Annotated in this window: 11 protein-coding genes; 8 read left to right on the plus strand and 3 right to left on the minus strand. The window is 76.5% G+C overall.

The window, feature by feature from the left end:
* On the minus strand, positions 1-770 hold a 770-nt coding region (locus tag IN07_RS12685), incomplete at its 3' end, for a hypothetical protein (protein WP_156119169.1).
* Positions 771-789: 19 nt separating this feature from the next.
* Positions 790-1605, minus strand: a complete 816-nt coding sequence (locus IN07_RS12690; RefSeq protein WP_036336270.1) for an SDR family oxidoreductase — start codon at positions 1603-1605, stop codon at positions 790-792.
* 79 nt (positions 1606-1684) lie between these two features.
* On the opposite strand from IN07_RS12690, the gene IN07_RS12695 reads away from it, so the two are divergent.
* The 7 genes from IN07_RS12695 (at position 1685) to IN07_RS12725 (ending at position 11571) form a co-directional block, all read left to right on the plus strand.
* On the plus strand, positions 1685-2038 hold the full coding sequence (locus IN07_RS12695) for a GntR family transcriptional regulator (RefSeq protein ID WP_036336271.1): 354 nt from the start codon (positions 1685-1687) through the stop codon (positions 2036-2038).
* Complete coding sequence (locus IN07_RS12700) at positions 2035-3042, plus strand: hypothetical protein (RefSeq protein WP_052091214.1); 1008 nt, start codon at positions 2035-2037, stop codon at positions 3040-3042. The genes IN07_RS12695 and IN07_RS12700 overlap by 4 nt, the downstream gene beginning before the upstream one ends.
* 89 nt (positions 3043-3131) lie before the next feature.
* Entirely contained in the window at positions 3132-6473 is a 3342-nt protein-coding gene (locus IN07_RS12705) for a serine hydrolase (RefSeq protein ID WP_036336272.1), read from the plus strand.
* A 7-nt stretch (positions 6474-6480) separates the two neighbouring features.
* Positions 6481-7671 (plus strand): M20 family metallopeptidase, encoded by a 1191-nt coding sequence (locus tag IN07_RS12710; RefSeq protein ID WP_231558264.1) that lies wholly within the window; start codon positions 6481-6483, stop codon positions 7669-7671.
* 40 nt (positions 7672-7711) lie between these two features.
* On the plus strand, positions 7712-8680 hold the full coding sequence (locus tag IN07_RS12715) for a GNAT family N-acetyltransferase (protein WP_036336273.1): 969 nt from the start codon (positions 7712-7714) through the stop codon (positions 8678-8680).
* Entirely contained in the window at positions 8677-9783 is a 1107-nt protein-coding gene (gene menC, locus IN07_RS12720) for an o-succinylbenzoate synthase (RefSeq protein WP_036336274.1), read from the plus strand. The genes IN07_RS12715 and menC overlap by 4 nt, the downstream gene beginning before the upstream one ends.
* 93 nt (positions 9784-9876) lie before the next feature.
* Positions 9877-11571 (plus strand): PucR family transcriptional regulator, encoded by a 1695-nt coding sequence (locus IN07_RS12725; protein WP_197058468.1) that lies wholly within the window; start codon positions 9877-9879, stop codon positions 11569-11571.
* Positions 11572-11578: 7 nt separating this feature from the next.
* On the opposite strand, the gene IN07_RS12730 is transcribed toward IN07_RS12725, so the two are convergent.
* Complete coding sequence (locus tag IN07_RS12730) at positions 11579-12541, minus strand: helix-turn-helix transcriptional regulator (RefSeq protein ID WP_036336275.1); 963 nt, start codon at positions 12539-12541, stop codon at positions 11579-11581.
* 91 nt (positions 12542-12632) lie between these two features.
* Here IN07_RS12730 and IN07_RS12735 point away from each other — a divergent pair, with 91 nt between their 5' ends.
* Positions 12633-13160, plus strand: a complete 528-nt coding sequence (locus IN07_RS12735) for a DinB family protein (RefSeq protein ID WP_081975377.1) — start codon at positions 12633-12635, stop codon at positions 13158-13160.
* Positions 13161-13176: the final 16 nt, after the last annotated feature.

The raw sequence follows: 13176 nt of genomic DNA on the forward strand, positions 1-13176 counted from the left end.
GCCACCTGCTGCTCCGCCGCGGCCATGGCGGCGTCGGCGTCCCGGGCCACCCCGGCGGCCTCCTCGGCGTCCCGCCGGGCCTGCGCCAGCTCACGAGCGCTGCGCTCCTCGCCCTCCCGGCGACGCTCCTCGGCCTCCCGGCGACGCTCCTCCGCCTGCCTCCCCTGCGCCGCGTCGGCGCCCGGCGCCGCGCCCGCTCCGGTCCGGGCCTCCTGACCGCGGACCGGGGCCGGGGCCGCCCCGCCGGAGCGGATCGGGGTCGCCACCGCGCCAGCGAGGTCGACCGGCCCCAGGCCGCTGTAGGACAGGGCGGTGGTCAGCCGGCCGGCCCGCAGCGCCGTCCCGGCGTCGGGATCGGCGATCGCCGCCCGCAGGGTGCTCTCCACCTGGTCGGCGACCGCACTGCTGACGTCGTGCCCCTCCCGGTGCGCGACCGCACGCGCCTGCCGGGCCAGGGCGGCGACCACCTGGTTCCGCTGTCGGCCCAGCGCGCGCAGCTGGTCGGCGGAGAGGTCGACCTGGGCCTGCCGCAGCAGCTCCCCGAGCTCGAGCAGCTGGTCGACCTCCTCGGGCTGGCGGCGGACCAGCAGGTTGCAGACCCAGGCCGCCGTCGTGGGCTTGGGCAGTGCGGCGACCGCCTTCGCCAGCTCCTTGTGCCCGGCCGCGCGGGCCCGGTCCCGGGCAGCGGTGCGGGCGGCGACGAACTCCTCGGGGGCGACGGCGTAGAGCTCCTCGGCGATCGTCTCCAGGTCGTCGTCCAGCTCGGGCACCGGCACCTCTCTCGTGCGGTCAGGGGCGGCGCCAGTCGTCCGACGTCAGGTGCGAGCCGGCCTGCGGGCCCATCTGCATCATGCCGCCGTCCACGGCCCAGGAGGCGCCGGTGACGTAGGCCGCCGCGTCGGAGGCAAGGAACGCCACCACGGCAGCGACCTCGCGGGCGTCGCCGGGGCGGGGCACCGGGATGCCCGGCCGGCGCTTGCCCGGCGCGGTCGGGTCCTCGTCCTCCTGCCCGGTCATCGCCGTGGCGATCTCGCCGGGGGCGACCGCGTTGACGGTGATGCCGTGCTCGCCGAGCTCGAGGGCGGCGACCCGGGTGAGCAGCCCGAGCCCGCCCTTGGCCGCGCTGTAGGCGGCGTTGCCGACCCGGGGCAGGTGCTCGTGCACGCTGGTGATGTTGATGATCCGGCCACCGCGGCCGGCGTCCACCATCCGGCGGGCGGCGCGCTGCAGGCAGAGGAAGGCGCCGTCGAGGTCGGTGGTGAGCACGGTGCACCAGGTCTCGTAGTCGGTGTCCAGAACGGTCGACATGTGCCCGGTCCCGGCGTCGTTGACGAGCACGTCGAGGCCGCCGAGCGCGTCCGCCAGGTCGTCGACGACCGCAGCGGCGCCGGGCAGCCGGGTGAGATTCAGGTGCCGCAGCTCGGCGCGCCGGCCGGTGCCGCGGACCAGCTCGGCGGTCTCCTCCCCCATGGCCCGGTCGCGGTACCAGGTGACGCCGACGTCGCAGCCCTGCTCGGCCAGGGCGACGGCGATCGCCCGGCCCATGCCCGACTCCGACCCGGTGACGACGGCGACGCGCTGCGGCTGCTCGGTGCTCTCGGTCATGACCGGCCGCTACCCGCTCCCGACCCGCGGGATGCAACCAAACTTGTTCTAGTCTGCATAGAACAGTTAGATTGCTGACGTGCTGGTGCGCATCGACCCCGACTCCCCGGCACCGCTGCACGCGCAGATCTCCGCGGCCGTGCGGCGGGGCATCGCCGTGGGCGAGATCGCCCCGGGCGAGCGCCTCCCCGGCGCCCGCGACCTGGCGGCCGCGCTGGGGGTCAACCTGCACACCGTGCTGCGCGGCTACCAGGAGCTGCGGGCCGAGGGCCTGGTCGAACTCCGCCGCGGCCGCGGCGCCCAGGTGCGCACCGACGCCGCACCGGCGGTCGCCGCGCTGCGCCAGGCGGTGCACGCGCTGGTCGGGGAGGCGCGGCGCCTGGGGCTCAGCGCCACCGAGGTCACCGAGATGGTCAGAGAGGCGATGGCATGAACCACGGACACGACATGGACCTCACCGGGGGACGGAGCCCGTTCCGCCGGGCCCGGGACGTCGCCGCCGTCGCGCTGCCACTGGCCGTCTGGGCGGCCGGTGCTGCGTTGGTGGCGTCCTGGCGGCCGGAGCTGCCGATGCCGGTCGCTGTCCACTGGGGCACCGACGGCGCCGACGGCTTCGCCGCCCCGCTGCGCACGGTGCTGCTCACCGGCATCGTCCCCGCGCTGGGGTCGCTGGGCACGGCGCTGGTCCTGCGCGCCCGGCGCGTCGCCGCCCCCGAGCGCCGACTGGCAGCCGGCTCGGCGACCGGGATCTCCGTCTTCTGCGTCGGGCTCGTCGTCGGCAGCGTCGCCGGGCAGCGCGGCCTCGTCGACCCCGCGGCGGCCCCCTCCCCCACCCTGGCCACCCTCGTCGCCGGCCTGCTCGCCGTCCTCGCCGGCGCGGCCGCCGCCCGGCTCCTGCCGGGCACACCTCCCGGAGCAGCACGGGCCTCCAGCGCCCCGCCGGAGACGGCCCCCCGGTTGCCCGTCGCCCCCGGCGAGCGGGCCGTCTGGTCCGGCCGGGCGACGATGGAGCCGGTCGGCCTCGCCGCGCTCGGCACCGGCGGCCTCGTGCTCGGCGGGTTGGTCCTCATCGGCACCGCACCGCCGGCGCTGCTGCTGGCCCCGGCACTGTTGCTCGCCGTCGGCCTGCTGTTCGGCTCCGCCCGCGTGTGGGTCGACGAGCGCGGCCTGACGGTGCGCTCCCCGCTGGGCCGACCCGCCTGGCAGGTGCCGCTCGCCGACATCGCCGAGGCCACCGTCGTCGACGTCCGGCCGCTGCGCGAGTTCGGCGGCTGGGGCTACCGGGTGGGCCGGGACGGGCGCCGGGCCGTCGTGCTGCGCGGGGGTGCGGCGGTCGAGGTGGTCCAGGGCGACGGACGACGCTTCGCCGTCACCGTGCCGGGCGCCCGGCAGGCCGCGGCGCTGCTCAACACCCTCGCCACCCGGCAGCGGACCTGACCCGGCCTGGTCGCAGCCACCAGCACACCCGGCAGCGCTTCGTCGCGCCGTACGAAGAGCACCCGGAGCTCGGGCAGCAGGCTCGCCCCATGGGTCGACCACTCGCTCTCGAGGACGTGCACGCCCTGCAGCTGCCGGGCGAGCCCACTGTCTCCCCCGACGGGCGCGCCGTCGTCTACGTGCTGCGCACCACCGACACCGCGGCCGACGCCGACCGGCACGCGCTCTGGCGGGTCCGCGCCGCGGCCGACGGCTGGGGGGCGCCGGCGCCGCTGACCCGGGGCACCGCCGACACCAGCCCGGCCTTCTCCCCCGCCGGCGACCGGGTCGCCTTCCTCCGCCGCGGCGACGGGCCGCCGCAGCTGCACCTGCTGCCGGTCGACGGCGGCGAGGCCGAGCAGGTGACCGACCTGCCCGCCGGCGCCGGCGCCCCGGTCTGGAGCCCGGACGGGGAGCGCATCGCCTTCACCTCGCCGGTCCGCCCGGCCGACCCGGACGAGCACGCGCCGATCAGCACCACCCGGATCGGCTACAAGGCCGACGGTGCCGGGTTGCTGCGCGGGGTCCGCCAGCACCTGCACGTGCTGGACCTGGCGACCGGCGAGGTGCGGCAGCTGACCTCCGGCGACTGGCACGCCGGCCGGCCGGCCTGGTCACCCGACGGCACCCGGCTGGCGTTCGCCGCGGCGACCGACCCCGACGCCGACCTCACCCACCGCACCCCGGCGCACGTGGTCGACGTCGCCGGTGGCCCACCCCGGAGAGTCGGTGACGGCCTGGGCCTGGCCGGCCCGATGGTGTGGACCGCCGACGGCGAGGCGCTGCTGGTCACCGGCCAGCCCACGGTCTCCGTCGACCACACCGGCCTGCTCGTCCAGCCGCTGGACACCGTCCCCGCCGTGCGTGACCTGGCCGCGCCGCTGGACCGCAACGTCATGCCGGGCGGCCCCGGCTACCCCGGCGGGCTGCCGCAGCTGACCCGGGACGGCGCCGAGGTCGTCTTCTGCGTCCGCGACCGGGGCTGCTCGCACGTCTACGCGACCGCCGTCGACGGGTCGGGCACGCCCCGCCCGGTGCTGACCGGCGCGGACGTCGTCGTCTCCGGGCTGTCGGTGGCCGGCGGGGCCGACGTCGCCGCCGTTGTCCTGGCCGACCCGACCAGCTACGGCGAGGTCGGCGTGGTCGACCTGCGCTCGGGCACCGTCACCCGGCTCACCACGCACACGGCGGACTCGCTCCCCGAGGTGGCGCTGGTCCGGCCAGAGCCCCGGACGTTCACCGTGCACGACGGCACGGAGGTGCACGGCTGGCTGCTGGTCGACCCCGCGACCCCGCAGCCGGCGCCGCTGCTGGTCGACGTGCACGGCGGCCCGCACAACGCCTGGTCGCCGGTGGCCGACGCCGCGCACCCGTACCACCAGGCGCTGGTCGCCGCGGGCTGGGCGGTGCTGCTGGTCAACCCGCGCGGCAGCGACGGCTACGGCCGGCGGTTCCTCACCGGCGCCGTCGGCGGCTGGGGCACCGCCGACGAACGCGACTTCCTGGACCCGGTCGACCAGCTGGTCGACGAGGGCGTGGCCGACCCGGCCCGGCTGGTGCTCACCGGCTACAGCTACGGCGGCTTCATGACCTGCTGGCTGACCGGCCGCACCGACCGGTTCGCCGCCGCGATCACCGGCGGCGTGGTCGCCGACCTGACCAGCATGACCGGCACCAGCGACGCCGGGGAGGCGCTCGCGCTGGAGTACGGCGACCCGGTGACCGACCCCGACGCCGTGCGGGCGCTCTCGCCGATCACGAACGTGCACCGGGTCCGCACGCCGACGCTGGTGCTGCACGGCGGTGCGGACGAGCGCTGCCCGGTCGGCCAGGCCGAACAGTGGTTCACCGCGCTGCGCACCCAGCGCGTCCCCACTGAGCTGGTCCTCTTCCCGGGCGGCTCACACCTGTTCATCCTGGACGGCCGCCCGTCGCACCGGGTCGGCTACAGCCGGCGGCTGATCGCCTGGGCGGAGCAGCACGGGAACAGCCGCCCCGTCCTGGACGCCGCGCACTGGCAGCGGCGGCTGGACGAGCTCGCCGCGGCGCACCGCGTACCGGGGGCGGTGCTGGCGATCCGGCGGGTGACCCCGGGTGCCGACGACGAGCTGGTGGAGGCCGCCACCGGCGTGCTCAACAAGGCCACCGGGGTCGAGGTGACCACCGACTCGGTGTTCCAGATCGGCTCCATCACCAAGGTCTGGACGACGACGCTGGTGATGCAGCTGGTCGACGAGGGGAAGCTGGACCTCGACGCCCCGCTGGTCGAGGCGCTCCCGGAGCTGCAGCTGGGCGACCCCGACGTCGCCAAGCGGGTGACGATGCGGCACCTGCTCACCCACACCAGCGGCATCGACGGCGACGTCTTCACCGACACCGGCCGGGGCGACGACTGCATCGAGCGGTACGTGGCCGCGCTGGCCGACGTGGCGCAGAACCACCCGCTGGGCGCCACCTTCTCCTACTGCAACTCCGGCTTCACGCTGGTCGGCCGGGTGGTCGAGGTGCTCACCGGCCAGACCTGGGACGCCGCCCTGCGCGAGCGGGTCATCGAGCCGCTCGGGCTCACCCACACCTCCACGCTGCCGGAGGAGGCGATCCTGCACCGCGCCGCCGTCGGGCACATCGCCGCCGAGCCCGGCGCCGAGCCGCAGCCGTCGCCGACCTGGCTGCTGCCCCGCTCGCTGGGCCCGGCCGGCCTGGTCAACGCCACCGCCCGGGACGTCACCGCCTTCGCCGCCGCACACCTGCGCGGGGGCGTGGCCGCCGACGGCACCCGGCTGCTGTCCGCGGAGTCGGCGGCGGCGATGACCACCGCGCAGACCGCCCTCCCGGACACCTGGTCGCTCGGTGACTCCTGGGGCCTGGGCTGGATCCGGTTCGACTGGCACGGGGCGCGGCTGCACGGCCACGACGGCGGCACCCTGGGCCAGGGGGCGTTCCTGCGGGTCCTGCCCGGCGAGCGCCCGGGCCAGGGCCTGGTGGTGTCGCTGCTGACCAACGGCGGGGACATGCTGGACGTCTACGCCGACCTCTACCGCGAGGTCTTCGCCGAGCTGGCCGGGGTGACCATGGCCGACCGCCTGCAGCCGCCGGCCGAGCCACCGGCGGTGGACCTCACCCGCCACGTCGGCTCCTACGAGCGGAGCTCGGTGCAGACGGAGGTGTTCGAGCGCGACGGCGGGCTGGTGCTGCGCCAGACCGCGGTCGGCGCCGTGGCCGAGGCGACCGGCCAGCCGGTGCAGGAGCACGAGCTCGTGCCGGTCTCCGACGGACTGTTCGCGATGCGCGCCCCGGGTACCCAGGGCTGGACGGCGGTCACGTTCTACCAACTGGCCGACGGCAGCGCGTACGTGCACGCCGGCGGCCGCGCCAACCCGAGGAAGGGCTGATCCCCCGGTGACCCACCTGCTGCCCCACGACGTCCGACCCACCGAGTACGACGCGCTGCTGCCGGCGATGCTGGCCGACCTCGAGGAGCTGGTGACCGTCGAGTCGCCCTCGGCCGACCCGGCCGCGGTGGCCGCCGGCGCGGCCCGGGTGGCCCGGCTGGGCGCGAAGGCGCTGGGGGCGGAGCCGGAGGTGCTCCTGCACGAGGGCTGCACGCACCTGCGCTGGCGGCTCGGTGCGGGCCCCCGCCGGGTGCTGCTGCTGTGCCACCAGGACACGGTCTGGCCACTGGGCACCCTGACGGAGATCCCGTGGTCGGTGACCGACGGCGTGGTGCGCGGGCCGGGCTGCTTCGACATGAAGGCCGGCATCGTGCTCGCCTTCACCGCGCTGGCCCGGCTGCAGGCCGCGGGCGAGGACCTGGACGGGGTGAGCGTGCTGGTCACCGGGGACGAGGAGATCGGCTCCCCGACGTCGGCCGACCTGATCCGGACCGAGGCCGCCGGCTGCGCCGCGGTGCTGGTGCTGGAGGCCAGCGCCGACGGCGGTGCGCTCAAGACCGGCCGCAAGGGCGCCTCGATGTACGACCTGCTGGTGACCGGTCGGGCCGCCCACGCCGGGCTGGAACCGGAGAAGGGCATCAGCAGCACCGTCGAGCTCGCCCACCAGGTGCTGGCGATCGCCGATCTGGCCGACCCGGCGCTGGGCACCACGGTCACCCCGACGGTGCTCACCTCGGGCACCACCACGAACACCGTCCCGGCCACCGGCCGGCTCAGCGTCGACGTCCGGGCGCGCACCGCCGCCGAGCAGGAGCGGGTCGACGCCGGGATGCGCGCGCTGACCCCGCAGCTGCCGGGCGCGGTCCTCGAGCTGCGCGGCGGGATCAACCGGCCGCCGCTGGAGGAGACCGCCTCGGCCGGGCTGTTCGCGCTGGCCACGGCGGTGTCGGCCCAGCTGGGCCTGCCGGCGCCGGCCGGGGTCACCGTCGGGGGCGCCTCCGACGGCAACTTCACCGCCGGCATCGGGGTGCCCACGCTGGACGGGCTGGGTGCGGTCGGCGGCGGGGCGCACGCCGTCGGCGAGCACGTGCTCGCCGACCAGCTCCCTGGCCGGGCCGCGCTCCTCGCCGGCCTGGTGCGGACGGTGCTGGACGGCGGGGGCGTTGGCGTCCCGGACGAAGAGCGCCCCGGTGAATGAGCACCCCGCACCAAGCCCGGGCGGGACCACCGCACCGACCATGGGCGGTGTGACCGACCTGATCGCCGGGACCCCGCTGCCCCTGCCCGCCACCGGGCCGGGTGGTCAGGGTGCGGCCCGCGCCGGCGCCGGCGCGGCCTCGGTCGTCGCCGCGGAGGCCGCCGCCGCCTCGGGGGTGCGGGTCGCCGCGCTCACCGACCTGACCGACCTGCGGGCCGTCCAGGCGCTCTTCGACTCCATCTGGCACCCCGCCCCGGACAACCCGCCGGTGACCGTGGAGCTGATGCGGGCGCTGACCAAGGCCGGCAACCCGCTGTTCGGTGCATACGCCGACGGGCAGCTGGTCGGGGCCTGCGTGGCCTTCTTCGCGGCCCCGTCGGGCACCGCCCTGCACAGTCACGTCACCGGTGTCGCACCGTCGGCACAGCGACGCAGCGTCGGCCGGGCGCTGAAGCTGCACCAGCGGGCGTGGGCACTGCAGCACGGCCTCGACCGGATCAGCTGGACCTTCGACCCGCTCGTCCGGCGCAACGCCTGGTTCAACCTGGGCCGGCTGGCCGCCACGCCGGTGGAGTACCTGCCGGACTTCTACGGCCCGATGGCCGACACCATCAACGCCTCCGACCAGTCCGACCGGCTGCTCACCTGCTGGTCGCTGGAGGCCCCCGCGGTGGTGCGGGCGGTCGCCGGCCAGCCGGTGGACGTCGACCTGCCCGCCCTGCTGGCCGCCGGCGCGGCCACCGTCCTGACCGTGGGGCCCGGCGGGCGCCCGGAGGCCCGGCCCGGGACGCCGGGGGTGCCCGCGCTGATCGCCGTCCCGGCCGACGTCGAGACACTGCGTGCCCGCGATGCCACGCTGGCCGCGGAGTGGCGCATCGCCGTGCGCGCCACCCTCGGCGGTGCGCTGACCGCAGGAGCCCGCGTGCGGGGGTTCGCCCGCGAGGGCTGGTACGTCGTCGACGGCCCGGGTCTGCCCGGCGCCCCTGAGGCCGGGAGGGCCACACCGTGAAGCTCGAGGCCGTGGAACTGCGCCGGATCCGGATGCCGCTGGTGGCACCGTTCCGCACGTCGTTCGGCAGTCAGACCGCCCGCGACATCCTGCTGGTGCGGGCGCGGACCGACGTGGCGGAGGGCTGGGGCGAGTGCGCCGCGCTGCCGGACCCGCGCTACTCCGCCGAGTACGTCGACGGCGTCGCCGACGTGCTGCGCCGGTTCTTCCTCCCCGCCGTCGCCGCCGTCCCGGACCTCGACGCCAACGCCGTCGGCCGGGCGCTGGCCCCCTACTCCGGGCACTGGATGGCCAAGGCGTCGATCGAGACGGCGGTGCTGGACGCCGAGCTGCGCGCGGACGGGCGCTCCTTCGGCTCGTTCCTGGGAGCCGCCGTCGACCGGGTGCCCTGCGGGGTCTCGGTCGGGATCATGGACTCGATCCCGGAGCTGCTCGACGCGGTCGGCGGCTACCTGGAGGCCGGCTACCTGCGGATCAAGCTGAAGATCGAGCCGGGCTGGGACGTCGAGCCGGTCCGTGCCGTCCGGGAGCGCTTCGGCGACGTGGCGCTGCAGGTCGACGCCAACACCGCCTACGCCGTCTCCGACGCCCGGCACCTGGCCCGGCTGGACCCCTTCGACCTACTGCTGATCGAGCAGCCGCTGGACGAGGACGACGTGCTCGGCCACGCCGAGCTGGCCCGCACGGTGCGCACGCCGATCTGCCTGGACGAGTCGATCACCTCGGCCCGCTCGGCCGCGGCGGCGATCCGGCTGGGCGCCTGCTCGATCGTGAACGTGAAGCCCGCCCGGGTCGGCGGGTACCTGGAGGCCCGGCGGATCCACGACGTGTGCGCCGCGCACGGCGTGCCGGTGTGGTGCGGCGGGATGCTGGAGACCGGGCTGGGCCGCGCCGCCAACGTGGCACTGGCCGCGCTGCCGAACTTCACCCTGCCCGGGGACACCTCGGCCTCCGACCGGTACTACGCCACCGACATCACCGAGCCGTTCCGGCTGGACGACGGGCACCTGCGGGTGCCGACCGGCCCCGGCCTGGGGGTCGAGCCCGACGCGGCGCGGCTCGAGGAGGTCACCACCTCGGTGGAGGAGATCGACCTGCGCTGAGGTGCCCGGTTCGTCCGACCGGACGAACCGGGCACCTCCGGGTCGTGCGCCAGGACTGTCCGCGCGACCGCCGCCGCCCCTAGGGTCGGCCCGGTGAGCCTGCCTGCGAGCTCGGTCCCGGGTCTGTCCACGCTCGCTGCTGCACCGGCGGCGGCCCCCCGCGCCAGCCTCGGCCACGTCCTGGACCACCTGGGCACCACCCTGCTCGAGGTCGCGGCCGGCGACCCGACGGCCGACCTGGCCGAGCAGGGGGTCGGCGGGCTGGTCATCCACGACCCGGTCGACCCCCCGGCACTGCCCTCCCGGGCGCTGGTGCTGGGCGTCGGCGTGCACGAGCCGGACGCCGTCCTGGACCTGCTGGAGCAGACCGCCGCCGCCGGCGGGGCGGGACTGGTCGTGCGGGCGCCGGCGCCGGCCGACCCACGGATCGCCGCGGTCGCCGAGCGCACCGGCACCGTGCTGCTCGCACTGACCCGCGGCGCCAGCTGGAACCAGCTGGCCACCCTGGTCCGCTCGCTGCTCGGCGAGGGCGGGGTCGGGACCGCGGGCTCCGAGTCGCTGGGCGGGGTGCCGGGCGGGGACCTGTTCGCCCTCGCCAACGCGATCGCCTCGCTGCTGGACGCGCCGGTGACCATCGAGGACCGCAGCTCGCACATCCTCGCCTTCTCCGGCCGCCAGGACGAGGCCGACGAGTCGCGCATCCAGACGATCCTCGGTCGCCAGGTGCCCGACCGGTTCACCCGCCGGCTCGAGGCGCACGGGGTGTTCCGGCAGCTGTACGCCACCGACCGCCCGGTGTGGATGTCGCCGGAGGTGCTCGGGATGCCGGAGGTGACCATCGCGCGGGTGGCGGTCGCGGTGCGGGCCGGCGACGAGATCCTCGGCACCGTCTGGGCCGCCGTCGACGAGCCGCTGGACCCCTCTCGCGAGCGCAGCCTGGTCGACGCGGCGAAGCTGGTCGCGCTGCACCTGCTGCGCATGCGGGCCGGTGCCGACGTGGAGCGGCGGCTGGCCAGCGAGCTGGTCGCCACCGCGCTGGAGGGCGGGCCGGGCACGGTCGACGCGCTGAGCCGGCTTGGGCTGGCTGACCGGCCGCTGATCGTGCTGGCGATGGGGCTGACCGAGAGCACCGACGAGCACGGCGCACTGACCCTGGCCCGGCGCGAGGCCGAGCGGCAGCGCTCCGCGGACGCGCTGGCGGTGCACCTGACCGCGCTGCACCCCGGCTCCGTCGTCGCCCTGGTCGGCGGGGTCTGCTACGCCGTCCTGCCGGTCGGGGCCGACGCACCGACGGCGGACGTGCGGGCCGCCGCGGTGGCCACCGAGTTCCTGCAGCGCACCGGAGGCCGGGTGCCCAGGATGATCGGCGTCGGCACCGTCGCCCTCGACGTCTCGGCGCTGACCCGCTCCCGGGACGCCGCCGACCGGGCCCTGCGGGTGCTGCGCAACGGCACCACCTCCCGCCGGGTGGCCCGAGCCGGCGACGTGCACATCGAGTCGCTGATGCTGCAGCTGGCCGACCTGGCCGCCGCCGAGGGGCACCAGGCCTCCGGGCCGGTCGCCCGGCTGGCCGAGTACGACGCCGCACACCGCGCCCAGCTGGTGGAGACGCTGCGTGCCTGGCTGGACGCCTTCGGGGACGCGATCGCCGCCTCCGCGAAGGTGCACGTGCACCCCAACACCTTCCGCTACCGGCTGCGCCGGATCGCCGAGGTCGGCGGGATCGACCTGGGCGACGCCGACTCCCGGTTCGCCGCGATGCTGGAGCTGCGGCTGCTGCGCTGGTGACCGGTGCTCAGCCGGCGACCGCGCGGGCGAAGCGCTCCGACCACTCCGCGAGCCGCTCCCGCAGCTCGGCCGGGGCGACCACGGTGAAGTCCGCGCGCACGGCGCCCAGCACCAGCGCCGGCCAGTCCAGGTCGTCGGTCTCCAGGTGCACCCGGCAGCGGTCCGGGCCGTCGTCGGTGACCCGCACCCAGCGGCCGACCCGGTCGCGCACGACCGCCGCCGGGGCCTCGACCACCGCCTCCACGACGGTGGGCGTGCGGAACCGGTCCATGCCGGCCCGGACGAACGCGGCGGCGTCCTCGGCCGGGAGCGGCCGCGGCGCGAACCGGGCTCCGCTGCCCTGCACGCCGGACATCCGGTCGAGCCGGAAGGTGCGCCAGTCGCCCCGGGCCGGGTCGTAGGCGACCAGGTACCAGCGGCGGCCCAGCGGGACCAGCCGGTGCGGCTCCACCAGGCGCCCCGCCGGTGGTCTCCCGGCCGCCGTGTAGGTGAACGCCAGCCGCTCACCCTCCCGGCAGGCCTGGGCGGCCGCCACCAGCAGCTGCGGGTCGATCGCCGGGCCGCCGTCGGACCAGGGCGCTGCGGGCACCGTCATCGCCTGCAGGGCCTCCACCCGGCGGCGCAGCCGGGCCGGGAGAACCGGCACCACCTTGGTCAGCGCCCGCACCGAGGGCTCGGCCATCCCGGCACCCGCCCCGGCCGCCGCGGCCTGCAGGGCGACGGTGAGCGCCACCGCCTCGTCGTCGTCCAGCACGAGCGGCGGCAGCGCCGCCCCGGCGGCCAGCCGGTATCCCCCGTCGACCCCGGGCCGGGCCTGCACCGGATAGCCGAGCTCACGCAGCCGCTCCACGTCACGGCGCAGCGTGCGCAGCGACACCCCGAGCCGGCCGGCCAGGTCGCCGCCGGCCCAGTCGCGGCGGCCCTGCAGCAGCGAGAGCAGGCGCAGCGCGCGGGCGGTGGGATCGGTCATGCGCTCAGGTTGCCACCTGATGCGGACAGGATCTGGCACCGATGCCCGACAGCATCGTCGGTACGAGATCCCGTCGACGAAGGGCACACCGATGACCACCACCGAGACCACCACCGCTGTCACCGCCGAGCGGGCCGACCTGCTCGAGTCGCTCGCCAAGCACCGCTGGTTCCTGGCGCACACGGTGCAGGGGCTGACCGACGAGCAGGCGCGGCTGCGGCCCACCGTCAGCGAGCTGACCCTGGGCGGCCTGCTCAAGCACGTGACCGGCACCGAGCGGACGTGGGCGGAGTTCATGGTGACCGGCCCGACCGTCTTCCCGGCGTTCGACGAGTCGACGGCGGAGGAGTGGGCCGCGGAGTTCGTGATGGGACCGGACGAGACGCTGGCCGGGCTGCTCGCCGAGCAGGCCGCGGTCGCCCAGCGCACCGACGAGCTGGTCCGCACGTTGCCGAGCCTGGACGCCACCCACCCGCTGCCGGAGGCGCCGTGGTTCGAGCCGGGCACCCAGTGGTCCGCCCGCCGGGTGGTGCTGCACGTGATCGCCGAGATCGCCCAGCACGCCGGCCACGCCGACGTCCTGCGCGAGACCATCGACGGCCAGAAGTCGATGGGCTGACCGACTGCCGGCGAAC

Source organism: Modestobacter caceresii (assembly GCF_000761485.1).
GTDB lineage: Bacteria > Actinomycetota > Actinomycetes > Mycobacteriales > Geodermatophilaceae > Modestobacter > Modestobacter caceresii.

What these genes read in the sequence shown, in the direction of transcription:
- IN07_RS12690 (WP_036336270.1), bottom strand. Translation starts at nt 1,605, where the DNA reads ATGACCGAGAGCACCGAGCAGCCGCAGCGCGTCGCCGTCGTCACCGGG.
- IN07_RS12730 (WP_036336275.1), bottom strand. Translation starts at nt 12,541, where the DNA reads ATGACCGATCCCACCGCCCGCGCGCTGCGCCTGCTCTCGCTGCTGCAG.
- IN07_RS12715 (WP_036336273.1), top strand. Translation starts at nt 7,712, where the DNA reads ATGGGCGGTGTGACCGACCTGATCGCCGGGACCCCGCTGCCCCTGCCC.
- IN07_RS12735 (WP_081975377.1), top strand. Translation starts at nt 12,633, where the DNA reads ATGACCACCACCGAGACCACCACCGCTGTCACCGCCGAGCGGGCCGAC.
- IN07_RS12700 (WP_052091214.1), top strand. Translation starts at nt 2,035, where the DNA reads ATGAACCACGGACACGACATGGACCTCACCGGGGGACGGAGCCCGTTC.
- IN07_RS12705 (WP_036336272.1), top strand. Translation starts at nt 3,132, where the DNA reads ATGGGTCGACCACTCGCTCTCGAGGACGTGCACGCCCTGCAGCTGCCG.